25 protein-coding genes are annotated in these 23,410 nt (G+C 50.2%); 5 read left to right on the top strand and 20 right to left on the bottom strand.

The features are described from left to right. Nucleotides 1–8 precede the first annotated feature (8 nt). Nucleotides 9–1,076, bottom strand: a complete 1,068-nt coding sequence (locus QOL41_RS11450; protein WP_283429871.1) for a glucokinase — start codon at nucleotides 1,074–1,076, stop codon at nucleotides 9–11. Nucleotides 1,077–1,116: 40 nt separating this feature from the next. Next, nucleotides 1,117–2,544, bottom strand: coding sequence for an FKBP-type peptidyl-prolyl cis-trans isomerase (locus tag QOL41_RS11445; protein WP_283429870.1), 1,428 nt, complete (start codon nucleotides 2,542–2,544; stop codon nucleotides 1,117–1,119). A gap of 72 nt (nucleotides 2,545–2,616) precedes the next feature. Between QOL41_RS11445 and QOL41_RS11440 the strand changes: the two genes are divergently transcribed. Both QOL41_RS11440 and QOL41_RS11435 read left to right on the top strand, forming a co-directional pair. Beyond that, the gene (locus tag QOL41_RS11440) at nucleotides 2,617–3,180 is read left to right on the top strand and encodes a hypothetical protein (RefSeq protein WP_173653884.1); all 564 of its coding nucleotides are present in this window, start codon (nucleotides 2,617–2,619) and stop codon (nucleotides 3,178–3,180) included. Then, on the top strand, nucleotides 3,173–5,350 hold the full coding sequence (locus tag QOL41_RS11435) for a PorV/PorQ family protein (protein WP_283429869.1): 2,178 nt from the start codon (nucleotides 3,173–3,175) through the stop codon (nucleotides 5,348–5,350). The genes QOL41_RS11440 and QOL41_RS11435 overlap by 8 nt, the downstream gene beginning before the upstream one ends. An 88-nt stretch (nucleotides 5,351–5,438) precedes the next feature. On the opposite strand, the gene rsmG is transcribed toward QOL41_RS11435, so the two are convergent. After that, entirely contained in the window at nucleotides 5,439–6,212 is a 774-nt protein-coding gene (rsmG, locus tag QOL41_RS11430) for a 16S rRNA (guanine(527)-N(7))-methyltransferase RsmG (protein WP_283429868.1), read from the bottom strand. A gap of 79 nt (nucleotides 6,213–6,291) precedes the next feature. Between rsmG and QOL41_RS11425 the strand changes: the two genes are divergently transcribed. Then, the gene (locus tag QOL41_RS11425) at nucleotides 6,292–7,746 is read left to right on the top strand and encodes a hypothetical protein (RefSeq protein WP_283429867.1); all 1,455 of its coding nucleotides are present in this window, start codon (nucleotides 6,292–6,294) and stop codon (nucleotides 7,744–7,746) included. On the opposite strand, the gene QOL41_RS11420 is transcribed toward QOL41_RS11425, so the two are convergent. Together QOL41_RS11420 and QOL41_RS11415 are read right to left on the bottom strand one after the other, a co-directional pair. Then, the gene (locus tag QOL41_RS11420) at nucleotides 7,743–8,303 is read right to left on the bottom strand and encodes an NUDIX hydrolase (protein WP_173653894.1); all 561 of its coding nucleotides are present in this window, start codon (nucleotides 8,301–8,303) and stop codon (nucleotides 7,743–7,745) included. The genes QOL41_RS11425 and QOL41_RS11420 overlap by 4 nt on opposite strands. 2 nt (nucleotides 8,304–8,305) lie before the next feature. Continuing rightward, a complete protein-coding gene (locus QOL41_RS11415) occupies nucleotides 8,306–9,694 on the bottom strand; it encodes a carbon-nitrogen hydrolase family protein (RefSeq protein ID WP_283429866.1) in 1,389 nt (462 codons plus the stop codon). A gap of 232 nt (nucleotides 9,695–9,926) precedes the next feature. Here QOL41_RS11415 and QOL41_RS11410 point away from each other — a divergent pair, with 232 nt between their 5' ends. Together QOL41_RS11410 and QOL41_RS11405 are read left to right on the top strand one after the other, a co-directional pair. Beyond that, complete coding sequence (locus tag QOL41_RS11410) at nucleotides 9,927–10,319, top strand: hypothetical protein (RefSeq protein WP_283429865.1); 393 nt, start codon at nucleotides 9,927–9,929, stop codon at nucleotides 10,317–10,319. 3 nt (nucleotides 10,320–10,322) lie between these two features. Further along, complete coding sequence (locus tag QOL41_RS11405; protein ID WP_283429864.1) at nucleotides 10,323–11,009, top strand: epoxyqueuosine reductase QueH; 687 nt, start codon at nucleotides 10,323–10,325, stop codon at nucleotides 11,007–11,009. Here the strand turns inward: QOL41_RS11405 and QOL41_RS11400 are convergent. From QOL41_RS11400 to urtC, 15 genes are all read right to left on the bottom strand, one after another. Continuing rightward, nucleotides 11,006–11,719, bottom strand: a complete 714-nt coding sequence (locus QOL41_RS11400; RefSeq protein ID WP_283429863.1) for a porin family protein — start codon at nucleotides 11,717–11,719, stop codon at nucleotides 11,006–11,008. The genes QOL41_RS11405 and QOL41_RS11400 overlap by 4 nt on opposite strands. 24 nt (nucleotides 11,720–11,743) lie before the next feature. After that, nucleotides 11,744–12,718, bottom strand: coding sequence for a hypothetical protein (locus tag QOL41_RS11395; RefSeq protein WP_283429862.1), 975 nt, complete (start codon nucleotides 12,716–12,718; stop codon nucleotides 11,744–11,746). Next, nucleotides 12,711–13,541 carry a TIGR02147 family protein gene (locus QOL41_RS11390; RefSeq protein ID WP_283429861.1) on the bottom strand — a complete coding sequence of 277 codons (831 nt, stop codon included), beginning with the start codon at nucleotides 13,539–13,541 and terminating at the stop codon, nucleotides 12,711–12,713. Before QOL41_RS11390 ends, QOL41_RS11395 begins: the two co-directional genes overlap by 8 nt. Nucleotides 13,542–13,715: 174 nt before the next feature. Next, entirely contained in the window at nucleotides 13,716–14,879 is a 1,164-nt protein-coding gene (locus QOL41_RS11385; protein WP_283429860.1) for a pyridoxal phosphate-dependent aminotransferase, read from the bottom strand. A 147-nt stretch (nucleotides 14,880–15,026) separates the two neighbouring features. Beyond that, the gene (locus QOL41_RS11380; protein WP_502846884.1) at nucleotides 15,027–15,791 is read right to left on the bottom strand and encodes an urease accessory protein UreD; all 765 of its coding nucleotides are present in this window, start codon (nucleotides 15,789–15,791) and stop codon (nucleotides 15,027–15,029) included. After that, nucleotides 15,770–16,081 carry a hypothetical protein gene (locus QOL41_RS11375; RefSeq protein WP_283429858.1) on the bottom strand — a complete coding sequence of 104 codons (312 nt, stop codon included), beginning with the start codon at nucleotides 16,079–16,081 and terminating at the stop codon, nucleotides 15,770–15,772. Before QOL41_RS11375 ends, QOL41_RS11380 begins: the two co-directional genes overlap by 22 nt. A 1-nt stretch (nucleotide 16,082) precedes the next feature. Continuing rightward, the gene (locus QOL41_RS11370; protein ID WP_283429857.1) at nucleotides 16,083–16,445 is read right to left on the bottom strand and encodes a hypothetical protein; all 363 of its coding nucleotides are present in this window, start codon (nucleotides 16,443–16,445) and stop codon (nucleotides 16,083–16,085) included. 30 nt (nucleotides 16,446–16,475) lie between these two features. Beyond that, nucleotides 16,476–17,084 carry an urease accessory protein UreG gene (ureG, locus tag QOL41_RS11365; protein ID WP_283429856.1) on the bottom strand — a complete coding sequence of 203 codons (609 nt, stop codon included), beginning with the start codon at nucleotides 17,082–17,084 and terminating at the stop codon, nucleotides 16,476–16,478. An 8-nt stretch (nucleotides 17,085–17,092) separates the two neighbouring features. After that, nucleotides 17,093–17,803, bottom strand: a complete 711-nt coding sequence (locus tag QOL41_RS11360) for an urease accessory protein UreF (protein WP_283429855.1) — start codon at nucleotides 17,801–17,803, stop codon at nucleotides 17,093–17,095. A gap of 2 nt (nucleotides 17,804–17,805) precedes the next feature. After that, nucleotides 17,806–18,309 (bottom strand): urease accessory protein UreE, encoded by a 504-nt coding sequence (locus QOL41_RS11355; protein ID WP_283429854.1) that lies wholly within the window; start codon nucleotides 18,307–18,309, stop codon nucleotides 17,806–17,808. A gap of 22 nt (nucleotides 18,310–18,331) precedes the next feature. Next, a complete protein-coding gene (gene ureC, locus QOL41_RS11350) occupies nucleotides 18,332–20,044 on the bottom strand; it encodes an urease subunit alpha (protein WP_283429853.1) in 1,713 nt (570 codons plus the stop codon). A gap of 12 nt (nucleotides 20,045–20,056) precedes the next feature. Further along, nucleotides 20,057–20,737, bottom strand: a complete 681-nt coding sequence (ureA, locus tag QOL41_RS11345) for an urease subunit gamma (RefSeq protein ID WP_283429852.1) — start codon at nucleotides 20,735–20,737, stop codon at nucleotides 20,057–20,059. Between the two features lie 2 nt (nucleotides 20,738–20,739). After that, a complete protein-coding gene (gene urtE, locus QOL41_RS11340; protein WP_283429851.1) occupies nucleotides 20,740–21,453 on the bottom strand; it encodes an urea ABC transporter ATP-binding subunit UrtE in 714 nt (237 codons plus the stop codon). A 9-nt stretch (nucleotides 21,454–21,462) separates the two neighbouring features. After that, a complete protein-coding gene (gene urtD / locus QOL41_RS11335) occupies nucleotides 21,463–22,293 on the bottom strand; it encodes an urea ABC transporter ATP-binding protein UrtD (protein WP_283429850.1) in 831 nt (276 codons plus the stop codon). A gap of 8 nt (nucleotides 22,294–22,301) precedes the next feature. After that, complete coding sequence (urtC, locus tag QOL41_RS11330) at nucleotides 22,302–23,396, bottom strand: urea ABC transporter permease subunit UrtC (RefSeq protein ID WP_283429849.1); 1,095 nt, start codon at nucleotides 23,394–23,396, stop codon at nucleotides 22,302–22,304. Nucleotides 23,397–23,410 lie beyond the last annotated feature (14 nt).

Genomic DNA, 23,410 nt, shown 5'->3' with positions numbered 1-23,410 from the left:
AATAGGCGTTACTTCTGCAAGTTCAGGCTTGCGTTGGCAGCGCCGTAAAGGCTGATGCTGTAGTCCTTGATGACGTACACCGGAATCTTGTTCAAGAGCGGACGGATGTTCGGATTGTAGTTCTTTTCGAAATACTTCATGAACAGGTTGTCACGTTCGAGCCAGCGAAGATCCTTCTGCACGGTACCACCGGCCAGGTAGAAACCACCGAGCGGCAAGAACAGCGTTGCGGCATCGCTTGCAAAGCGGGCAAGCATCTTCACAAACAGGCGCATCATTTCGGCAGCGACCGGATCAGTATCGCTTGCGCGGCTGATGTACTTCGGGCGATCATTCGGTTCGGTTTCTTCGATCTTCTTGAAGGCTTCGTTATCGGGAACGCCACGAGTTTCCTTCCACCATTCATACATATTGCGAAGGCCCATACCGGAAACGAGCGGTTCAACACCGGGCACGGTACCAATCTTCTTTTCCATGTAATCATGGAATTCCTGAGAATCCTTGTCGAACGGAGCAAACGTAGAGTGGCCGCCTTCGGAGCAAGCCGGAATGTACTTTTGACCATCGAAAGCAAGGAAGCCGACACCCATGCCGGTACCCGGGCCAATCACGGCCTTGGTGGTCTTCTGCGGAGCAGGGGTGCTGCCATCAGTATGCACAAGCTTGTGAATCTGAGCGGGGTCATCGACATCGAGAGTCGGAATGCCATAGCTAATGGCCATGAAGTCATTAATCACGAGCGTCGGGATTCCAGTAGCAGACGTCAAAGCATCGCCATCGACACTCCACGGGAGGTTCGTCATGACGCACTTGTTGTTTGCCACGGGGCCTGCGGCACTGATGCAAATATGGGAGGGCTTAAGATCTGCACGGCTTTCGACAGCAATCTTGAGCGTTTCGCGAATCGGGGCATCCAAACCGTCGATATCCTTAGACGGGCAATCGGTTTCAAGAATCAGCGTGAACTTGCCATCTTTGTAACCGACAAGGCCAAGGTTCGTGTTAGTACCACCAATATCGCCTGCCAAAACCAGGCGGTCAAACTTTGCATCGGGATTAAGCCATTTGATTTCCATAAAAACTCCAGTTTTATTCGTACCGGTAAATAATAACTAATTACTCTCCGAGATATTCAACTGCAAAGATCAGAGTTGAACCACCAGGGATAGGTCCTGCACCGCGAGCACCGTAACCGAGTCCGGGCGGAACCACCAAAATTCTCTTTTCGCCAGGGAGCATGCCCTGCACACCGAGTTCCCAACCGCGAATCACGCGGCCGGCGCCCAACGTAAAGGCAAACACTTGGTCACGGTCGCGGGAGCTATCGAACTTGTAGCCATTAGTGAGCCAGCCTGTATAGTGGACTTTCGCCACATTACCTTTACGGGCCGGTTCGCCTTCGCCCTGCTTGAGGACTGCATAACGGAGTCCTTCGGGGCCGTTTTCAAATGTAAGCGTCGTTGTATCCGGGAAGAAATCCATGTTCGCGATGACAGCGTCGTCTACTTCGGAAGAGACGAGTTCCACGCGGTAAATCAAAGTCGAATTCGAAGGAATCATGGAGTAAGCGGTTGCGCCATAACCCATAGCCGGAGAGATGCGGAACCAGCGCACGCCACCTTCGCGCATGCCTTCGAGACCGACTTCCCAGCCCTTGATCATTTTGCCAGCACCCATTACGACCGAGAGCGGCTTGCCCATGTCTTTAGAGGAACCGAACTTGCGGCCAGAAAGGAGCCAGCCGGTGTAATGCGTTTTGAGCACGGAGCCTACCATGGCAGGCTTACCGGTACCGACCTTTTCATCGTAAACCTTGAGGCCCTTGGCAGCTTCGCGCCACTTGAGGCCTTCGACGCTCTTGGGGAACACATCGGGTTCCATCGGCTTTTCTGCGCTGACGAGTTCTACAATAAAGAACAAGTCAGAATATTCAGGAACGCCTTCGAGAGAATTTTCGCCGTAGCCCATCTGGTACGGCACATAGAGTTTGCGGACTTCGCCCGGTTTCATGCCGACAAGTCCCTTTTCCCAACCCTGAATCACAAGGCCCATGCCAAGCGTGAATTCAAGCGGTTCGCCGCCGGAATAAGATTCCGAGAACAGTCTAAAGCGAGTGTCAGACGGAAGCGGAGAGATGGAATCGATGTAGGTTGCAAGCGTCACCGGTTCTGCGACAGGAGCTTGCGCCACGGTATCTACTGCGGCTTTAGATTCCTTCTTGTTCTTGGACTTTTTCTTCTTGTTTTTTGCAGACTTGTCCAGAGTTGCAGCCGTGTCAACATTTGTCATACCGGCTACCTGGTCAGAATTGAAATCATTTGCAAGTCTTAAAGAATCTGCGATGCGGAGCGAGTCGGCCAAGCGAGCCTTTTCGGCTAAGATTCTTGCGCTGTCTAAATACACATAGCTCTTGTAATGCACCCTGATAAGCTGGCCTGCCTTAATGGGGTCTCCCGAGCCTTCCTTAACCGTTTCCACCTTGAAAGGAATGGCAAAACAGGCACTACACATCAGCAATACAAGAAAAATCTTCAATTTTAACATAAAATCTCCTGTCCCACAATTTAGAAAATGCTAGTTTTTGAGAGTAACGAATAATTCCAAATGGAATAAAATATGCTATCAGTCATTATTGTCATAGCGATTATCGTCTTGTCCGTGATACTTGCCGCCATAGGCGCGTACGTAATTATTCACAGTTCCGACGAAAAAGACGAACCCAAACGTGTCATTGACGTTTCGGGCCAGTACGCCGTTGTGGTTCGCCCGGCCCGAGAATCGCTCACAGCCGTCAAACCTTCCGAGGCATCCTTGAGGTCTTGGCTTGACACCCAGAACCTGCCCCCCGAAAAGAAAGAAGAACTGATCGCCCAATGGAACGCCACCATGGAAGAAACCATTCGCACCATTGACGAAGGCGACAAGAACGGCACCGCCACCTACCGCATTGAACTTGGTCCCAAAGGCAAGCAATATGTGAAGTTCGTGAGCGACGAAAACTTTATTACCCGCGAGCAGATTCGCAACCATGCTGAAATTCTGCCGCCCTATGTACTAGGCTGCGATTGCAGACTGTTGCCCAAGCAACCCTGGGAAAACCCCAGCAAGTCCGGTTGGAAAGCAGTTGTGCCTTCGCACGGTAGCCACTACGACGTCCCCGATTGGAGGCAACTTGCGTAAATCTCTACTTACAGCACTCGTTTTTGCACCCGCATTGTCTTTTGCGGCCGGTTCTGCCATTATCACGCTCGAAATGCCCGTTGGCGCACGCCAGCTGGGTATGGGCGAAGCTAGTGCAGCCCTTGCTGACGACCCGACTGCCATGTACTACAACCCGGCAGGTCTTGCCTTTGGCCCGCTTGCCGATGAATGGCGCATGAGCTACCCCGCCGATTCCAAGAACGCCCCCTACTTTACCAGCATGGCATCGCGTTCCAAGGACGGCTTCTTTAGCAAGAGCGAACTTTGGGCCGGTACTGCTAAAGGTATCCAGAAATTCGACGGTGAACAGTGGGTCGACTACCACTCCATTACCCTTCAGGGTAACGCCAAGGTCCGTGACGCCGTTAAGATTTACGTGGGCACCGAACACGGCCTGGACGAATACGTTCGCCAGGTAAAGAAGTTCAACGACATCAAGAATGCCGATGACGAAAAGCACGTGGTCGAAGTCAAGATGCCTTGGAACTTGATTGTTAAGGACACTATTACCGCTGTTCTTTACGAAAGCCGCACCGAAAAGCTCTGGGTTGGCACCCCCAAGTCCCTGTACCGTTTTGATGGCAAGGCCTGGAAGAACTACGACAGCGAACTCGGCAACCACCGCATTACCGCCATCGAAAGCCAAGGGGCTTCGATTTGGATCGGTACCGAAGACGGTCTGTTCGTTTACCGCAATGGTCAATTCGAGCAGAAAGGTAAGGTGCTCCCGAGCCAGAAGGTTCGCGCACTCGTGTGGTCTGAAAACCGCAAGGAACTTTATGTGGCGGTCGAAGGCGCTGGTATCGCAAGACTTATTCCGAAAAAGAGCGTAAACGACAAGGACCGTTGGAGCCTGTTCAATCAGGAAGACGGCATTATGGACCTGAACCCGACCGCACTTGCCGTCGATAGCTCGGGCCATGTATGGGCAGCCCACAACGGAGGTCTTTCGCACTTTACGCTGCGCAAGTGGGAACAGGTGCAGTTTGCCGACAACAGGGTGAACGATGTTTCTGTGGACCAGCGTGGTGGCATTTGGATTGCAACCGACAAGGGCGTATGGCGCCATCTGCCGGACTACGCTACCGCAAGCGGCCGCAAGGCAGAACTTGAACGTGGTGCTGCCGAAGAAGAAGGTTCCACCAAGAGCGAAGACGAATGGGTCCACTACCACAGCGGAAACGGTCTTTCCACCAACAAGATTTGGGCCGTGTTGCCGCAAGGAAACGACGTATGGTTCAGCACCGCGAACGGCATGGAGCAGTTCAAGGATGCCGACTACCAGATTACCGCCTTCTATGAAAAGCTCTTGCCGGTTTTGAATATTCCGGACCTGTACCACCTTTATGCAGGCATGACTGTTCCGCTGAACGATTGGGGCACACTCGGATTCTTCGTGAACTTCGTGAGTTTCGGTTCGACCGTTGCCTCTGGTGACGTGGATGCCGACGACCTGGTCGCTTATAACAGTTCTGAAATCGTGGGCGGCTTCAGCTACGGCACTCGTTTTCCGAACGACTGGGGCCTGGGCCTTTCTATCAAGTTCTTCTATTCTGACCTGAGTTCTGGCGCGGCCGCTGGCGAAGAAGAAGCAACCACCTTCGGTTACGCCTTCGATATCGGCGTGCTCAAGAAGAACCTGTTTATAGACAAATTAAACTTTGCCTTGGTACTCGCCAACATTGGCCCGAGCGTTTACTACGTGGACAAGACGATTGAAGACCCGATTCCCTTGACCTGGCGCCTTGGCCTTTCTTACGAAATCCTGAGCCTCGCCGATTACAAGTGGACCATTCTTGCCGACTATAACCGCGAAGTGGTTTATGACGACGAAAAGGGCAATCCGGAACCGTTCTACATTGCAAGCTGGAAGTCTCTGATTCGCCCCGAAAGAAGCGGTAACAAGGTTATCCAATCTATTCTGCAGGGCGTGTTCAACGTGGGTACCGAATTTGTGTATGCGAACACGATTGCCCTGCGCGCTGGTTACCTGTACGACGAAACCGGCAAGCGTAACGAAGTGGACCTGGGCTTCGGCTTCATGCTCTCCGACGTGCTGCAGTTTGACTTTGCCACCATCAAGGACGTAGGCGACAACGACGGTGTTCGCGACGGCCAGATGCGCTTTGGCATGCTGTTCAAATTTTAGACGAGAGAACGGGCTGCGCCCTACAGACGAGAGATTTTCGCAAAAAGAAAAAGGCTGGATGAAAAATCCGGCCTTTTTTCGTTTAATGTTACTCTACGCGTTCGAGGATAATCAGGGCGCGTTCTTGCGTGCTGTTCGGAATCGTGTAGAAATGCTTGCCCACGAACTTGTAGCCGAAATCTTCGGGGTGGAAGGTCTTGAGTTCGTCTGCGACAGCGGGGCCTTTCATGAAGAATACGCGGCCACCAATCTTCAGCGAATTGGCGATGCGCGGGAGCGTTTTTTCCATAAGTTCGAAAGCGCGGCTGATAACGCCATCGACAGGAATGGTCATGCTACGGCTTGTGACTTTATGGCCGAACACATCGATACCCTTGAGGCCCATCTTTTCGATGACCATATTCAAGAAGTTGATACGATTCGGGCGCGGTTCGCAAAGCGTGAGTCGAATGGAGGGGTTCACAATCTTGAGAGGTATCCCCGGAAAACCGGCGCCGCTACCGACGTCGATCATGCGAGCAGGCCACTTGGGCACGTACGCATTGATAAGCGTGCAGTCGGCGTAATGGCGTTCCACCATGGTTTCGAAGGCGTTCAAGCGAGTTAAATCCTGGTCGTCATTGTTGGCGCGCAACAGCTGATGGAATTCCCAAATTTGCTTGAGAGTTTCGGGCTGAAGTTCTACGCCGTAGTAATGCAGCAACTTGTCGAGACCCGCGAGCGAGGGCGTAACACGCTTGCCGTTAAAGAGCGGGAAGTCGGTACGGGGAGCCTTAAGGTGCGGCACGAAGTCGCGGCCAGCGGCGGACGCATTGCGGGAAGGGGCTTTCGAGAAGGGCTTTTTAGACCAGTTATTTGCCATAAAAACAAAAATAGAATTTTTTAGGGGCGAATTTTCACATTTTCGGCGAATCTGGCGTATAGATATAGAGGACCGTAAAATGAGATTGATTTTATTGCTGGTTTTGACGATTGCGAGCACCCTTTTTGCAGTAATTGATACAGAACTCACCGAAGCACGCGTTTTTGAATGGTGGGACGACGGCATTATTGATGGCGATGAGGCCCGCGAAATTTTAGACTTGCTCGAAGAAGGCAATTTGCAAGAAGCCTGCATGCTCGCCGAGGTGTACGCGCTTGAAAGTTGCGCGAGCGAAGACACCGCGCCCGCGAAGACAAAGAAGACGGAAGCGAAAGCGCGACAGAAAAAGCCGAAACTGAAACCGCGGCCGAGCCTTGTTCCGCATGGGTATATTGAATGGCGAGGCCGCGCCGATTCGCTTGGGCACTTGGAAAGCGGGCGTGCAGAATTGCGTCTGAATTTTTACCGCTATTCTTTACGGCTTGGAACGCAGTCGCTCTTGACTTACCGGAATGAAGGTAGCGAAGCGCACTTTGGCCAGATTTCGACGAAGGAATTGCATAGCGTGATTCCGCTTGACACCTTGTGGGGCACCGCCCTATTCTATTCGCTTTACAGCCCGATAGGAATCTTTCGCCTAGGAGGATTCTTGGATACCGCGAAAACAATCCGCCCGAGTTTCGCCTTCACACCTTTCCGAGGACCACCAAAAGAAAAAGACTTTGAAATAGAGCTTGCCTATTGGCATCACCTGAACCATGCGGACAGCATCGAGCATCGTTCATTTACGGCAGAGGCCAAGGGCAACTGGGGAAATTTGGCCGTGTGGTGGGTTCCAGGAATTAGAGAATTGCCATTGATGAAGTTGCAATTTCAGCACCGCGAAAAGATGGAGTATGCGACGGTTGCATGGAAGACGGATGCTTACGCGCACGGGGATTCGCTGCCGGAGGAATCGCGCCTGAGCCCGACGATTGCAAAGAGCCGCTTTTGGGGAAGTCAGACAATCGGGGCGACATTGCATGATTCGTGGAAGAGTAAATTCACGGCGGATGCGCGGACGACGATTCCGCTAGAAGGCGACACGAGTAAGACTCGGTTCAAGGCAAGCGCGGAATCGGGTCCCGAGATTTTAAGGACGACAGCAAGCGTGACTTGCATTTCGGGAGAAGATCGTTGCAGGCAAAATGATTGGGCGTTAAAAATCCAGTCGACGTGGAATTTAGAAAGCGAAAAATCGGCACACGAGCATTTTGTTTTTTCAGGAAAGATTCGCGCAAGGCACAAGCGAGATGAAGGTTTTAGCACGCCTCTTTACGAGGCCGGAGTCGCTTACGCACAAGATGCAGCCAACAGCGCAAGCATTGCGGTCACAATTCCCAAAGGCATGCCTTCGCGAGAAATCAGGCTACGCAGTAGCGCCGAAATCGGGAATGACTTTTTACAGTTATCGTTGGCGGTTACGTTCAGGCGGACCGCTGATGAGGAGTTTCACCCACTGCATGCGGCGATGAGGGCGAGAATCAATTTTTAGGCACGGCTCCAGAGAGCGCAATAGGTCTGCGTGCGGGCAGAGAGGCGTTCGTCTTTTAGGATTTCGCGGATTTGCTTTTTGTCGAACCACTGCGCCTGAATTTCTTCGAGTTCGGAATCGCTAGGGCGAATTTCACCACCGGCAACGCCTACGACGACAACGTTTCTTTCGTTGGAAAATCCAACGGCGGAATAGCTCGGTTTCCAGACTTCGTCGATGCGCATGAGCGAGAGGCCCGTTTCTTCGCGGAGTTCGCGGGCGGCCGCCTCTTCGTAGGTTTCGCCCGGATCAATCAAACCTGCCGGAAAGTTGTAAATGCTTTCGCCCACAGCCATGCGGTATTCCTTGCAAAGCAGGAGCTTTTGACCGGTGCAGTCATGCATAATCATCACGACCGCATGCGGTTTCTTTTCGAGCATGTCCTTGAGGCCCGTAATGTCGGGATTACGGCTGATCATTTCGTAAGTTTTGGGCTTGCCGCTGACGGTCTTATAGTGAATGTCATAGCGGGTAATGAATTTGCCCTGGTGGATTTTTTCAATCGATTCAAATTCCATAATCACACCTTTTGTATAGTTTCGTAGTAAATGCAGTCATGTTTGCATTCACGGTTAAACGCGCCCTTGCAAATGGGCATTTTGTAAAGCATTTGCGCTTCGTCTTCATTGCGCGAGATTCGCTTGCGCACGTAGCCAATGTCCTGGAAGTTCGATTCCTTGCCTTTAACGAGCGCGGCACAGGTATTGACCCAAACCACGTTGCAGTCTTCGTGGGCGCACAAATCGAATGAGCGACGGAAATCGTAGGAGCCCGTCGAGAATGACGGCACAATAATCAGCGTGAGTTTGAAGCAACGCATGAGTTGCTGCATGTATTCCGTTTCCAAGAAATCGCGGCAGACCATAATCGCAATGCGGCCAATGCCTTCGTAATGCAGAATGTTTACCACGAGATTGGAACTGATTTGTTCCAAATAACCGACACCACCGAATTCTTTGCGGAACGGGTTTTGCTTATTCTGCTTGCAAATCACGTTTCCGAACTTGTCCATGACCGTGACGACATTGCGGTTCTTTTCCCAATAAGATGGCAGAATAATGAGCGACGGGATTTTGTCGGCATCGGCAGGCGAAAGCGATTTGATTTTACTCGTCACAAATTCCGCCATCTCGACATTCCCAAGGAGTTCCGGGAAAACGACGATATCGCTTTCGTTTTCAGCGGCGGTCCAAATCTTTTTCCAGATGAGTTCGTTATCCGCTTCATACGAATGATTCTCGTAAGCGATATTGAAGTACTGGATTTTATCTTTGTCGCTTAAATGTACCTGAAAATTCCGTTCAAGCCTTAAAGGAGTTGCAGCAATCTTTACGGCATGGCGTTCCTTGAAACGCGGGAACAATTCGTCTTTCAAAAAGTAATGTTTGTCAATCAGTTCGCCGAGCACCGAGTTTTCAATCAGCAGAATGTTGTACAGGAAACTTTCGAGGTTATTGTAGCGATGAATCAAGCGGTGTTTGCGTTCCCACACGCAAGAGCAACGCGGCAAGAGCCCCATTCCGACCGATTCGCGGTTGGTGTTCAACACAATCGAGAATTTTTCTCGTTCGAATTCGGCTATAGCTCCATTCAATAGCGAAGCCATCGCATGGTCTAAGATTTGCAATAACCCGAGCAAGGCGTAATAATCGTCGACAGCCTTCAAGCGATTGATGAGTGACTTTAAGTTTTCGAGAAATTCACTGGTCAGGTTTTCGGAGGTAAGTTCGCGGACGCTCGCCCCATTGCCGGAATCCTGAAACAGCGCGGGAATTTCTGCCTGGACGACTTTTGCGATGCGGGATTTTTCGGCCGGGGAAACACAGCTGTATTCGACAAAGAATTTCTCCGAGCAGGAGCTTACAATATCGGAACACAATTCCGCCACAATGTTATAGAGGTCCAGCATAGTGAGGAATATAGAAAAAAAGGGCAAAATTTCAAAAAATTCGCCGTTTCCGCCCCTGTTTTAGGTGGATACAGGATGTTTACTCGGGTATACGCGATTTATACGATTTTTAGGCTTATTCCAAGTTGGAATATCTATTTTATAGGTACCCAAACACTCCCTGACGGCCCTAGGTTACCTCCTTTACCCAGGGCCGTCCTCTTTTTTAGGGGTAATTTCTATTTTTTTCGCAATGATTATCGCTACAATCATCGGGGCTATCGCTTTTTTGCCCTCCATCGCTCTGAATATTGCGCTTGCCTTGGGCGCCCCGCTCGGCGCCTACGCCATGAATGCGCGCTACAAGGTGATTCCGCCCGAGGTCCGCAAGGCGTTCATCGTGCCGACCACGATGCAATTTGTGGCTCTTTTCGTGTTGCTTTCGGCGGGGCATGTCCTGCCCGAGATTATCCCGTTCATGGTGACACGGATTCTCGCATTCTTCTTTGCGCTGTACTTGACTTTTTATACCGCAACGGTTCTCTTTAGCACCGCCCACAAGGAACGTACCGTGATGGGAACCTTCGCCGTGATTACAACGGTTTGCTACTGGATTACGGCTTTCGGAACTCTCAGCTGGGAGTAAGCCATGGAACCGCAGCAGTCCAACACCCCTAAGCATAACTACCAGCGCGACTTGGATTACATTATCCGCAGGCTGGAACACACCGGCGAAGTGCCGACGCTCTTGTTGCATGCCTGCTGTGCACCCTGTAGCAGTTACACCATTGAATACCTATCGCAGTATTTTAAGATTACGCTTTTCTACTTTAATCCGAATATCGCGCCGGACGAAGAATACCGCCACCGCGTCGAAGAAATCAAGCGCTTTGTTGCCGAATTCAAGACCAAGTATCCGATTACACTGATTGAAGGCGAATACGACCCGAAAAAATTCTACGATACTGTGTGCGGGCTTGAAAACGAGCCCGAAGGCGGCGCACGCTGCCGCAAGTGTTTCGAGCTACGCCTCGCTGAATCGGCAAGACTCGCTAAGGAACTGAACTGTGAATACTTTACCACCACGCTCACGATTAGCCCCATGAAAAATGCGCAGGTGCTGAACGAAGTGGTGCAGGAACAGTGCGATATTTACGGAATCAAGCGCCTGCCCAGCGACTTCAAGAAGAAGGGCGGGTACAAGCGCTCGATTCAGCTTTCCGCCGAATACAATTTATACCGACAGAATTATTGCGGATGCGTTTATTCCAAGAGAGATGCGGAGAAGCGCGATTCTGAGGCTCGTGATTCTGAAGTTCGCGAATCCCAAGCCTAGAACCAGTATCCGATTCCAAGCTGCAACTTATTCAGCATAATGTAAGAGCCATCCCATTTATCTGGCTCACGGCTATTTTCTTCTGGCTGAAGTCTCTGAGCAAGGCTTATCCTTTCAGTATCCGCAATATCCGTAAATTGATACGTAAGACGCAGGTCTATAAAAAGGCCATTATCAAAAACATGGCCTATGCCAAGCGCCGCGCCCGCACCAAACAACATTTCATCGTAGTATTGGTTATTCAGGTATCTGCCAGGCCCAACCAATTCTTCTTTTTTCGCCAAGAAAACATTCACGAAAGGTCCCACCTCCAGAAACAGGATTCCCGGAATGCGGAATTGCACAAGCATCGGAATTTCTAGATAAAACAAAGCATCCCATTCATCGCCCTTCCACGTTCCGCCACAGGAGCCATCACAATTATTTCCCATTTCCACATAGCTCGAAAAATAGCGGAAATCAAATCCTAAGCCCGAATGAAGGTAGAATTTGGGCGACAGGCGATACGCCATATCAAAGGAAAGCGTAATCGCATTACCGACCCCGTTCGTATAATAATCCCATTCGGAATCGGTGACAATGCCCACCGAGCCCCCACTTAGACGTACGCCCATATCGAGTTTTCTTGAAGCGGAATCATCTTTGGCAAACAAGGGTACGCCCGCCAACAGGATGGCAGCAAACGCCGTCATCATTTTTTGTATAGTCATGTTCTCCTCCTGAACTACAATATTTTAGAGTTCTCTTTTACGTCCGAGAATTCCGTCGATGCATGTTTCAAACTCATTAGAATTCATCCGTTCGTACGTATACGCGCCCGAGCTCGATTTCCACAAGTAATCTGCATTGTCATCAGAACACATTCCGGGCAAGACATCGTCCATATCGCGGACCGTCCCCACGCATGAAACATCTCCCGACTTTAGCGTTACGTGCAAGCTGTCTTTATAGCGAGCGTAATCTACACTCAGTTCGAACGTCAAATCGGCATGAGTAAACTTCACCGTGTTATTCGTCTTTTCGAGAATGACGATACCGGAGCTTTCCTGCCCATATTTCGTATCCGAATAGTAATAAGGCGTTTCGAGCTGGATGGAGCCTCCATTCCCGAGGAAATCGAACAACTGGTCCACAAAGACAGTCTGCATGTAGTCGTAATCTTCATGATCCGCAACGCGATATTCCACGTTGTCACCATCGAACTTGAAATACTGATCATAGCCATCGTTCATGCAGTATATTTTTTCTTCACGGTAGCGGCACTGCGTATTTTCCCAAATTCCATCGAGTTTACCCGGCGTACCACCCACAAAGATAAACGATTCCTCGTATCTTTCTTGATTTACTTCGTACGGGCCCGGTTCATAGATTCTTGTGAGCAAGAGCGTATCGTCACGGAAGCTGTAGGCATACGTCTTCGAATTCGCAAAGTAGAAGTTCTGGTCATAGGCGAACGACTCTCCGTCCTTAACGCACCCGCCATTTTGTTCAAACGTAATTGTTATAGAGTCATCAGCGGAACTGCGTTCCACTTTTCCCGACTGAGCGACACGGGCTAGCGCATATTGAGATTCAATCTGACGTCTATCGACAGAATTATTGTCAGAGGTATTCCCGCTCACGTCTTCGGTAAAGCCGGCACAACCCGCAAACAGAGCGAGGAATCCAACACAAAAGGCGAAAACATTTCTCATTTGAATTTTATTCATCTTTATCCTTCAGTTTTTCACTCAGGGGAAACAGTTGCAGGTTCAACCGGTAAACCCGATTGCATCCTTCGTCTTCGGAAACAATTTCCTTGATTCGTTCGCGAAAGAGTTTGATTTCGTTGACCAGGCGTTCAAAAGTTTTTTCATTTATTCCAAATGTAAATCCCGAAATATCGCGTTCTTTTGCAGGAACGGAATCCAGTGCATCGGCAGCCAGTTGCGCCACCTGCTTTTGCATCACCTTCATAGACGCAGACAACAATGCGGGATTTCCCGTGAGTCCCTTGTTCATTTGCACGTACTTTCCGTCGGATTGCCGATCCAGCAAATTTGCCCGCACCATCAATTCCAGCGAATTGCGAACCTCGCCCGCCGTCACCTCGGGAATACACATTTTCGCAATATCCGAAGGCTTGGCTCCGGGCATCATTGGAGCAAGTTCACGTACGACAGGATTCACCCAAGAACGATAATAGTCAAACGCCTCGGCTCCCAGGACACGCACCCCATTCTCCTCCATTAGAGTGCGCATCCGGGAGAAAACCTGTACGCGGGAGCGTTCGTCCGAGGCATCGCAGAATTCCACCAGCATGCAAAAATATTCCAGACGGTATCCGGAAAGTTCCATGGCACGCGCCACCTTAAGGGCGCCATCTTGACGGAGACGGGTTTTGCCGTCGCAAACTAGTTTCAGGTAGCCCGATGAAGAAAAACCTGCCAGTTTTGCGAACTCACGCCACGAGAAATACGAAGTACGCTTGCGTTCCTCGTAATAATCACGCATGTAGCAGCGGTAATCGTTATATTCCGTAATCCGTTTCATGGTTCTTTATTTAAAAATAGGTTTTCTATGAAACAAAACAAGAGAAATTTTAGCAAAAACTACGATTTTTTATTAAAAACAATACTATTCCAAACAATCCATGAAACACTCTGTTTCATAAAAAAGAAAAAGCCCCGCCACAGCGGGGCCAAAATTGCCGGATGACGGATTCACTTATTTCATCTTAGAACGAAGGCTTTCCAAACGGTTAAGCGCGTCGTAGAGGGTTTCGTCTTTCTTGGCAAAATGGAAGCGAATCAAGTGATTTACCGGTTCGCGGAAGAAGCTGGAACCCGGCACTGCGGCGACACCCACTTTTTGCGCGAGGTCGATACAAAACTGGTCATCAGATTTGTAGCCGAATTCACTGATATCCATCATCACGAAGTACGTGCCCTGCGGTTCGGTGAACTTGAAGCCTAAATTGCGCAGGCCACCGGTGAAGATTTCCTTCATATGCGTGTAATGCGCCTGGAGTTCCTGGTAGTAATCGTCGCCGAAATTGAGGGCGGTGAGTGCGGTTTCTTGCAGCGGCGAGGCGGCGCCCACCACCGTAAAGTCGTGAATTTTCTTGATGTTGTTCATGACGGGTTCGTCAGCGAGCACATAGCCCAGGCGCCAGCCCGTAATGGAATAGCTCTTGGAAAGGCTGGAACATTCAATGGTGCGTTCGCGCATTCCCGGGAGCGTTGCCAAATACGTATGATGATGCGGGGCAAATACAATGTGCTCGTAGACTTCGTCAGTGATTACATACAAATCATATTTGATGGCGAGGTCGGCAATAATCTGCAGTTCTTCGCGGGTAAAGACTTTTCCACTCGGGTTCGACGGATTACAAAGCACGAGAGCCTTGACGCCCGGCTGTTTCATGGCATCTTCGAGGACGTTGGCATCGAAGGTGAAATCGTGCGGGTCCAGCGGCACATAAATCGGAGACGCACCGCTCAAAATTGTATCGGCAGTATAGTTCTCGTAGAACGGCGAGAAGATGACCACCTTATCGCCCGGATTGCAAATCGACATCATCGAAACCATCATGGCTTCGGTGCTGCCGCAGGTGATGACCATTTCGGTTTGCGGGTCGTAACGAAGGCCGCTGAAACGTTCCTGCTTTTTAGAAAGCGCTTCGCGGAAATTCTGTGCACCGATGGTAAGCGCGTACTGATGCGGGCCCGTGTGGGCGACTTCGGCTAGGCGGTCTTGCAAGGCTTTGGGCGGATCAAAATCCGGGAAGCCCTGAGAAAGGTTGATGGCACCGCAAGCGTTTGCAATACGCGTCATGTGACGAATGACCGATTCCGTAAAATGTTCAGTACGATTGCTTAAAGGTTTCATGGCCTGAAATGTAGTATAATGAAGCCCCGCCTCTTTCGAGACGGGCCCCGACTATGTGGAGTACAGGAAAATTATGTCAGAGGCACTTGCGGCGGTAGCTTTCCTGCAAGTTTTATGTAAATACATTTTTTAGAGACTTTACATTTTTTACATGTAAAGATTCCTGACAGACTCAAAAAAATCCCAGATGGTTTCCCCTCGCATGGCCAGGGTTCGAACCACTAAACCCTTTCCTGCATGGGAAACGCCTGTTACACCCCCCACATCCTTGCCCTTTTCCCGGATAGTCTTCTTCAAATCATCTAGGATTCCCTCTTTGGGGCAGTATACGAACATCATTCCGTTATGAGTGTAATTCTGCCAAAAACCGATTTTGGCGTAGTCAAATTTACGGGGGTCTATAAGGGTGTGGTCAGCGAAAACCAGCTTGTCACCCACGTAAAATCGGCTTTTGCTTTGGAACTTGTCCATAGAAAAAAATTCACCCATGCCGGTGCGGCCGCAAGTGAAAATATCTGCATAAATAAAGATGGCGGAGGGATCAATCTGGACCCTTGCCTCACTCTGGTAATGGCTCCCGGCAAAGGGAATGGCGGGGGAAGGCATGTAGCAGACTTTAGCCTCTTCGCCTACGCTTATTGTGATATTCTTGGAAGCAATTTTACCGTCAGTATTAAAAACTTTCTCGTAGCTTTGAGAAAGAAAAGTGGCGTCGCTTTTTGCGCCAAAATCCAGATTCAATGAGAAATGGTCGCCTCCAAAGAGGCCGGCGGAGGCAGCCATCATCATGATATCGGAATGTTTTCCGTCATGAAAAGGATGCATTACTTTGTAAGGGGACGTATAAAACGCGTCCTCAATTTCAGTAATTCCGTTTCGAAAGCAGGTCTTTATGCGGAGCGAACTTTGCATAAGGATCTAGCGGACCAAAACAGCCGTGCAAGCCAGATGACCAACCCCAAGGTTACTGCAGAAACTCCGAGGAATGCGTCGTTTACCATGTCGGCGAAGGCCGGGGTAAAGTACTCTGCACCTAACTCCGCGTATTCTGCAATGGCATCTACAAGCCACATGAGGGATGCGCCCCAGTACATGTAGCAGAGGGTGGAATACTTCATGGAATCCTTGCCCTGCTTGGTCATGCTGCTGTACCAGAGAAGGCTAGAAACGATGGCTGCGATTACGGTAATAAGCAAGGTCATTTTACGCCTCCTCGGATTGAGTGGTGCGAGCCACTTTTGTCTTGTCTTTGGTCTTTAGGAATATCAAGGACGCCGCCCACGCCAAGGTGACCATGCACGCCATGCCCACGCCTACGGTAGACATTTCGTGGAGCATCGTCTGCGTAGATTCGGGGCTCTGTGCCGCCGTAAGGAAGGGGTAGAACGGCTGGATTTCGCCATGCCAGAAATGCTCGAAAGCAAGCAGGGCGGAGCCGCCCCACAACAGCTTGGATAAGCGGCGGGGAGCCTGCAGCGGCGCCTTTTCAGGCATTTTCTTTTCCACAACCAGGGTGACGGCTGTGGTGATGAGGGCTTCTGCAAGAGGGACTGTAAAACATGCCATATGGAACTCCTTTGAAAAAAGTTTTGGGGATTAAACGCCTTCGAATAAAACGGCCTTCTTGATCCATGCGATGACCTCATCTACGCCATCCATGCTCATCAGGTTTGTGAATAAGAACTTGCGGCCTTCACGCATGCGCTCCGAATCTCGGGCCATGACTTCCAGGCTTGCGCCAACCAGTGGGGCCAAGTCCGTCTTGTTGATTACAAGCAAGTCGGAACGCATAACGCCGGGGCCTCCCTTGCGGGGGATTTTTTCGCCTTGCGCCACGTCAATCACGTAGATGCTGGCGTCCGCCAAATCGGGGCTGAATGTTGCAGACAAGTTATCGCCACCGCTTTCGATAAAAATGATCTGTACATCAGGGAACCTGCGGGCCATTTCATCCACAGCCTCCAGGTTCATGGAACAGTCTTCGCGAATGGCGGTATGGGGACATCCACCGGTTTCCACACCTACGATTCGTTCGGCGGGCAATGCGGAATTCTTGATCAAGAATTCTGCGTCTTCCTTAGTGTAAATATCGTTAGTGACCACACAAATGCTGTATTCCTTGCTCATTTTTCGAGTAAGTCTTTCGATCAAAGCGGTCTTTCCGGAGCCTACGGGGCCTCCAACGCCAATTTTTACGTAACTCATAATCTCATTTAACTCATGTAAAGTCGTGAATAAAGTTCTTCGTGTTTCATACTTGCAATATCTATGCCAATGCCACCGACCCCAAGGTCGTCCATCTGGAGCGTCGCGGCCTGTTGGACCGCCAGGAGGATTTTCTTTTGGTTTAGACTGAGTATTTTTTGCCCCACCATCTGGCTCAGGGGAATCATCTTGACCCCATTGGTCACGACGGCGTTCAAAAGGCTATAGGTGTAGATGCTAGCCGCCTCGTCCCTGTCGAGGCCGATATCACTAGCAAAAAGGCCGACGGCAACGGCGTGGTTTCCGATGCAGGAACTTGAGGTGGTTTGGGAGGGGTCCCCAAGAACAGCGCAACGGTAATTATCGAGGGCCGGGTAGTTACGATCCGTGGCGCCCTCAAATTCCTTGTAGATTTTAAGGAACCGGCTGCAAAGTTTCCTGGAACCGGTGCGGACTTCTTCGGGGGCTTTCAGGGCCATGGAAAAGTGGTCCAGTTCCTTGATGAATTCCATATCGTGGGCATGGCCATAGCTCAACATCATCACGCCCAAATCGTTGTAGGGCAGGATACTCAAAAAGCCGGAAACGTATTCTTCTAGGGCGTTTCCGTCTGTGATGGTCTTGTTTGCAATCAATGTTTCAAGACCATTGGAGAGGGTAAAGGCTCCAATAGGAAACAGGCTATCGCAAATCTGAATCATCCGAAGGGTGGCAAGCATAATTAATGTTCGTGGTGGTGGCCTTCGGTGTCGTGATGATGCTCATGAGAATGATCGTGGCTGTGAGTTGTTCCATGAGCCTTGCACACGATGTAGTCGGCAAAGACATCTTCTACAATTCGAGGATTGAAACCGAGGCGGACGAGGTATTCGAAGGTGGGTGCGTCAAAGGGAATGGTGATGCCATCGCTTGCGATTTGCAGAGACAAATGGCGGTTGCCCAATTCAAATCCCAAACGGCCCATTTCTTCCATCGTCTTGACGGGAATGTGAAGCAGCTTTGATTTCTTGATTCGGACAGCGTAGATTTTTTCCGTCGTAACGGCAAGAACATCGCCATCAGAAAGATTTTCGTCAATCTGGATGCCAACTTCCGTGCCGTCATCGGCTATTTTCAAAATGCGATGCCTGTCCGTTTCGAACCATTCAAAGGGAATGTCAACGACAACCTTTGAGGGCGTTTCGGAACTCCTGTGAAGGTTTCCAAGAATTTTATCGGCGATCATTTCGGACTCCTTGTGGGTTGCTTTAGAAGAGGAAATACCTTCTGGCGAGGGAGAGTTCTGTGGCAGCCTCGCAGGTGATTCTTTCACCGTCCACCTTGACGGTGTAAGTTTCCGGATCGACTTCCAGTTTTGCAATTCGATCGTTGTGGACCATGTCCTTTTTCCCGATGTTGCGGCAATTGCTTACGGGAAGAACCGTTCTGGAAAGTCCCAGTTCTTCCTTGATGCCGTGGGCAAAGGCGTATTCCGAAACGAAGGTAATGCAAGTCTTTGCCAGGGCCTTTCCGTGGGCGCCGAACATGTCGGTATACACCACCGGTTCCGGGGTGGGAATGCTGGCGTTGGCGTCGCCCATTTTAGAAGCACAGATAAAGCCGGACTTCAAAATCATTTCGGGCTTTGCACCGAACATGTCAGGACGCCACAAAACCAAGTCTGCGATCTTGCCCACTTCAACGGAACCTACATACTTGGAAATTCCGTGGGTGATGGCCGGATTGATGGTGTACTTGGCAACATAGCGCTTCACGCGGTTGTTATCGTTGCGCGGCGTGTCCGTTTCCAAAGTACCGCGTTGCTTTTTCATCTTGTCCGCAGTTTGCCAAGTGCGGGTAATGACTTCGCCTACGCGGCCCATGGCCTGGGAGTCAGAACTCATCATCGAGAAAATACCCATGTCGTGAAGAACGTCTTCGGCGGCAATCGTTTCCGGACGAATCCGGGAGTCGGCGAAGGCCACATCTTCCTTGTTGTTCTTGTCAAGATGATGGCATACCATCAGCATATCCAGATGCTCGTCGATGGTATTCTTCGTGAAAGGCATGGTGGGGTTTGTAGAAGAAGGCAGGACATTAGGGAAGGCCGCCGCGCGAATGATGTCGGGCGCGTGTCCGCCGCCCGCACCTTCCGTATGGTAAGTGTGGATGGTACGCCCCTTAAAGGCAGAAATGGTGTCTTCTACGAAGCCGCCTTCATTCAAAGTGTCCGTGTGAATCGAAACTTGGACGTCAAATTCATCTGCGACACCGAGGCAGGTGTCGATTGCCTTGGGAGTGGAACCCCAGTCTTCATGGAGCTTGAGGCCTGCGGCCCCTGCGCGAATCTGTTCGCGTAAAGGTTCCGGATTAGATCCGTTTCCTTTTCCGAGGAATGCCAAATTGATGGGTAAGTCTTCTGCTGCTTCCAGCATTCTGTGAATGTTGAACGCGCCCGGCGTACAAGTGGTGGCGTTGGTTCCGTCGGCAGGGCCTGTACCGCCCCCAACCATGGTGGTGACGCCGCTATAAAGGGCCGTGCGAACTTGCGTGGGCGAAATAAAATGAATGTGGGTATCGATGCCGCCTGCAGTCAAAATCAGGCCTTCACCGGCAATGGCTTCGGTAGAGGCTCCGATGATCATGCCGGGAGTGACACCGTCCATCATGTGAGGGTTGCCGGCTTTACCGATTCCTGCAATCAGGCCGTCCTTAATGCCAATATCGGCCTTGAAAATTCCAGTGGAGTCAATCACGAGAGCGCTTGTAATCACGGAGTCCAAGCATTCTTCATCCTTAAAGGGGACGGCTTGACCCATGCCATCGCGAAGGGACTTGCCACCGCCGAATTTCGCTTCGTCGCCGTAGACGCAGTAATCTTTTTCCACTTCCACGATAAGGGAGGTATCAGCAAGACGGACGCGGTCGCCAACAGTGGGGCCGTACATCTGAGCGTAATCTTTTCTAGAAATCTTGTACATAAATTCCCGCCTTTATGCGCCTGCGAATTTTTCTGCAGAAGCCCTGTCTAACGCCGCGGATTTAATCTTTTCGTCGTCCATCAAGCCTTCCACCAAGCCATTCAAGCCGTGGCCTTCGCGAGAGCCGCCGATTTCCACCAGGTTCACGGTCTTTGTTTCGCCAGGTTCAAAGCGAACGGCAGTGCCTGCGGGAATATCGAGACGCATGCCGTAGGCGGCCGTGCGATCAAAATCCAATTTCTTGTTGACTTCGAAGAAATGGAAGTGGGAACCTACCTGAACAGGGCGATCCGCGGTATTGGTGACGTCCAAAATGATGGTTTTCTTGCCGACGTTCAATTCGATGAACCCGTCTTCCACAAGGACTTCGCCGGGAATGATTTTTCCGGTGGTGGGAATGGGATCGTGTACGGTGACAAGCTTGGTGCCATCGGGGAAAGTAGCTTCCAGCTGGACTTCGTGAATCATTTCTGCAACGCCATCAAGAACCTGATCTGCGGAGAGCATCTTGCGGCCTTCTGACATCAAGTCTGCAACAGATTTGCCGTCGCGGGCCAGTTCCAATAGTTTGCTAGAAATGTAGGCGATAGCCTCGGGATAGTTAAGCTTTAAACCTCGCTGTAACCTTTCGCTTGCAACGATTCCTGCGTAATGCAGCATCAGCTTTTCAGTTTCTCTGGGAGTTAAATGCATAATTAATCCGTCATCAGTTTCTGGACTTTAGCCTTTTCGCAAAGGGAAGTTTCCTTGTGGAAAATGATGTTGCCCTTTTCCATAATGTTGATGTAGTGGCTATTTTCCATGACAAAATCCAGGTACTGTTCCACCAGCAATACGGTAATGCCTTTCCATTCGTTAATCTTGCGAATGGCGCGGCCAATGTCGTTAATGATGGAGGGCTGAATACCTTCGGTGGGCTCGTCCAAAATCAAGATTTTAGGATCCTGCACCAAGGCGCGGGCGATGGCAAGTTGCTGCTGCTGGCCTCCAGAAAGATCTCCGCCCCTGCGTTTGGCAAACTTAGGAAGAATAGGGAACAAATCGTACAAGTATTCGGGAATCTTGTTCTTGCCCACTTTCTCGCCGCGGCCAAGTTTAGGTTGCACGCCCAACTCCAAGTTTTCAAGAACAGTCATCTGCGGGAAGATATCGCGGCCCTGGGGAACATAGCCGATGCCGCGGCGAACGCGTTCGTATGCAGGCAAGCCGGCAATTTCCTTGCCGTCAAAAAGGAGGGATGTTTCGGGACCGGTCTTGACCAAGCCCATAATGCTCTTCAAAGTAGTGCTTTTGCCAACGCCGTTACGGCCGATAAGGCTGACAATCTTTCCCTTGGGAATATCCAGAGAGAGGCCTTCGATGACCTTACTTTCACCGTAATAAGAATCCATGTTTTTCAAGTAAAGCATAAAAATCTCCTATTCGCCACCGCGACCCAAGTAAACCTTTTGTACGGTGGGATCAGCTAGCACTTCTTTCACACCGCCTTCCATCAGAATTTTCCCTTCGTGAAGAACAGTTACTTTGTCTGCAATCTGCTTGACAAAATCCATATCGTGTTCAATAACGATAACGGTGCATTCTTTCTTGATTTCCTTCAAGATTTCGCCGGTCTTGAAAGTCTCGGGCTTGCCCATGCCTGCGGCGGGCTCGTCCAACATAATGACTTCCGGTTTTTGCACCAGCTGCATAGCGATTTCAAGCCATTGCTTTTCGCCATGAGCCAAGGAACCGGCACGCCAATTGCGTTTGTCGGCAAGACCAACCTTCTGCAAGGTTTCTTCAATGTGGTCCATTTCTTCCTTCTTGGGCTTGCGAAGAATGGCATCCACAATTCTCTTGCCTTTTTTCAAAGAGAGAATCATGTTTTCTTCCACAGTCAAGTTGACAAACACAGAAGGCACTTGGAATTTCCTGCCTATTCCAAGCCAGACAATCTTGTATTCCTTCATACCCGTCAAGATCACGGGATCCTTGTACATCGGGTGGAAAACCACGCAGCCGCTGGTGGGCTTTGTCTTGGAACAGATAATATCCAGCAAAGTGGTTTTGCCTGCACCGTTAGGACCAATAAAGAAATGAATGTCATTTCTCTTAACCTTGGTATGAACATTGTGCAAGGCGTAAAAGCCATCAAAGCAGACAGAGATATGGTCGATTTCAAGAACAAAGGGACAAAGCTGTTTGACGGGTTCAACTTTTTCGATCTTTGCATGCAGTTCTTCTTTCGAAACGATTTCGTAGGACATAATCTACCTTAAGCCTTCACCTTGCCGGTGCGAATTTTTGCAATGATTTTGGGAGCCTTATCTTGAACAAGTCCGACGATGCCTCCCTTAAAGAACAGAATGGTGGCACAAAACAGAATGCCGATAATGTACTGCCAAACTTCTACGGTACTACCGGAGCTCAAGTTGTATTCGCAGATGTTAATGAAAAAAGCTCCAATCACAGCACCGATAATGGTTCCGCGGCCGCCGATGGCCACCCAGATTACCATGCCTATGGAGTAGGTAATCGTCATCTGGGAAGGAGTGATACATCCGTTAAAGTTCACGAAGATAGCGCCGGCAATGCCTGCGAAAGCTGCAGAAAGAACGTAGATGAAAGTCTTGTAGCGGCTTACAGGATAACCGGAGAAATAAGTTCTGTTTTCACCGTCGCGAATAGCGATCAAAACCTTGCCGAATTTACGTTCCACCAGGAATTTGGAAAGAGCGTAAATTACAACTAAAGTAATAAGAGCGGCGTAAAAAAGCAGGAACATATTTCCTTGGTTTGCACTGCCCTTGATGCTACCGAAAATGGACTTGATTTCGGTGATGCCCACGTTACCGTTGGTGTAGGGGGACATAGCGATAAACAGGGAACATGCGGCCCAAGTCAGCGCCTGGGAAATAATGGAAAAATAAACGCCTTTCACGCGGTTCTTGAAAATGAAGTAGCCCACGATCCATGCAACAGTTGCGGGGGCGATAACAACAAAGAGCAAGCTACCCGGAGAAAGGGTGAAAAACTCCCAGACAAAAGGCAATTCTGTCAAACCGCCGATGTGCATAAAGTCCGTAATCTGTCCGCCGGTAGCCTGCATTTTCAGGTACATGGCCATGGCATATCCGCCCAAGGCAAAATACAAGCCGTGACCAAGGCTCAAAATTCCAGTATAGCCCCAGATCAAATCGATACCGATGGCTACGATGGCAAAGCTAATGCACTTGCCCAGGAACAAAATGGTGGAACCGCTGCTGACCACGCCCAGCATCAGGAGCACAGGCATCATGGCCAGGATAAAAACGATAATCCCAAAAGTAACGTTGGATCCGTGTCTTTCGAATAGTTTTAAAGCCTTCATGGTTGTACCTAAAA

This window comes from Fibrobacter sp. UWB10 (genome assembly GCF_900182935.1).
In the GTDB taxonomy this organism is placed as follows: domain Bacteria; phylum Fibrobacterota; class Fibrobacteria; order Fibrobacterales; family Fibrobacteraceae; genus Fibrobacter; species Fibrobacter succinogenes_O.
This window is presented reverse-complemented; position numbering and strand designations above follow the sequence as displayed.

What these genes read in the sequence shown, in the direction of transcription:
- QOL41_RS11450 (WP_283429871.1), bottom strand. Translation starts at nt 1,076, where the DNA reads ATGGAAATCAAATGGCTTAATCCCGATGCAAAGTTTGACCGCCTGGTT.
- QOL41_RS11445 (WP_283429870.1), bottom strand. Translation starts at nt 2,544, where the DNA reads ATGTTAAAATTGAAGATTTTTCTTGTATTGCTGATGTGTAGTGCCTGT.
- QOL41_RS11440 (WP_173653884.1), top strand. Translation starts at nt 2,617, where the DNA reads ATGCTATCAGTCATTATTGTCATAGCGATTATCGTCTTGTCCGTGATA.
- rsmG (WP_283429868.1), bottom strand. Translation starts at nt 6,212, where the DNA reads ATGGCAAATAACTGGTCTAAAAAGCCCTTCTCGAAAGCCCCTTCCCGC.
- QOL41_RS11425 (WP_283429867.1), top strand. Translation starts at nt 6,292, where the DNA reads ATGAGATTGATTTTATTGCTGGTTTTGACGATTGCGAGCACCCTTTTT.
- QOL41_RS11420 (WP_173653894.1), bottom strand. Translation starts at nt 8,303, where the DNA reads ATGGAATTTGAATCGATTGAAAAAATCCACCAGGGCAAATTCATTACC.
- QOL41_RS11415 (WP_283429866.1), bottom strand. Translation starts at nt 9,694, where the DNA reads ATGCTGGACCTCTATAACATTGTGGCGGAATTGTGTTCCGATATTGTA.
- QOL41_RS11410 (WP_283429865.1), top strand. Translation starts at nt 9,927, where the DNA reads ATGATTATCGCTACAATCATCGGGGCTATCGCTTTTTTGCCCTCCATC.
- QOL41_RS11405 (WP_283429864.1), top strand. Translation starts at nt 10,323, where the DNA reads ATGGAACCGCAGCAGTCCAACACCCCTAAGCATAACTACCAGCGCGAC.
- QOL41_RS11400 (WP_283429863.1), bottom strand. Translation starts at nt 11,719, where the DNA reads ATGACTATACAAAAAATGATGACGGCGTTTGCTGCCATCCTGTTGGCG.
- QOL41_RS11395 (WP_283429862.1), bottom strand. Translation starts at nt 12,718, where the DNA reads ATGAATAAAATTCAAATGAGAAATGTTTTCGCCTTTTGTGTTGGATTC.
- QOL41_RS11390 (WP_283429861.1), bottom strand. Translation starts at nt 13,541, where the DNA reads ATGAAACGGATTACGGAATATAACGATTACCGCTGCTACATGCGTGAT.
- QOL41_RS11385 (WP_283429860.1), bottom strand. Translation starts at nt 14,879, where the DNA reads ATGAAACCTTTAAGCAATCGTACTGAACATTTTACGGAATCGGTCATT.
- QOL41_RS11380 (WP_502846884.1), bottom strand. Translation starts at nt 15,791, where the DNA reads ATGCAAAGTTCGCTCCGCATAAAGACCTGCTTTCGAAACGGAATTACT.
- QOL41_RS11375 (WP_283429858.1), bottom strand. Translation starts at nt 16,081, where the DNA reads ATGACCTTGCTTATTACCGTAATCGCAGCCATCGTTTCTAGCCTTCTC.
- QOL41_RS11370 (WP_283429857.1), bottom strand. Translation starts at nt 16,445, where the DNA reads ATGGCATGTTTTACAGTCCCTCTTGCAGAAGCCCTCATCACCACAGCC.
- ureG (WP_283429856.1), bottom strand. Translation starts at nt 17,084, where the DNA reads ATGAGTTACGTAAAAATTGGCGTTGGAGGCCCCGTAGGCTCCGGAAAG.
- QOL41_RS11360 (WP_283429855.1), bottom strand. Translation starts at nt 17,803, where the DNA reads ATGCTTGCCACCCTTCGGATGATTCAGATTTGCGATAGCCTGTTTCCT.
- QOL41_RS11355 (WP_283429854.1), bottom strand. Translation starts at nt 18,309, where the DNA reads ATGATCGCCGATAAAATTCTTGGAAACCTTCACAGGAGTTCCGAAACG.
- ureC (WP_283429853.1), bottom strand. Translation starts at nt 20,044, where the DNA reads ATGTACAAGATTTCTAGAAAAGATTACGCTCAGATGTACGGCCCCACT.
- ureA (WP_283429852.1), bottom strand. Translation starts at nt 20,737, where the DNA reads ATGCATTTAACTCCCAGAGAAACTGAAAAGCTGATGCTGCATTACGCA.
- urtE (WP_283429851.1), bottom strand. Translation starts at nt 21,453, where the DNA reads ATGCTTTACTTGAAAAACATGGATTCTTATTACGGTGAAAGTAAGGTC.
- urtD (WP_283429850.1), bottom strand. Translation starts at nt 22,293, where the DNA reads ATGTCCTACGAAATCGTTTCGAAAGAAGAACTGCATGCAAAGATCGAA.
- urtC (WP_283429849.1), bottom strand. Translation starts at nt 23,396, where the DNA reads ATGAAGGCTTTAAAACTATTCGAAAGACACGGATCCAACGTTACTTTT.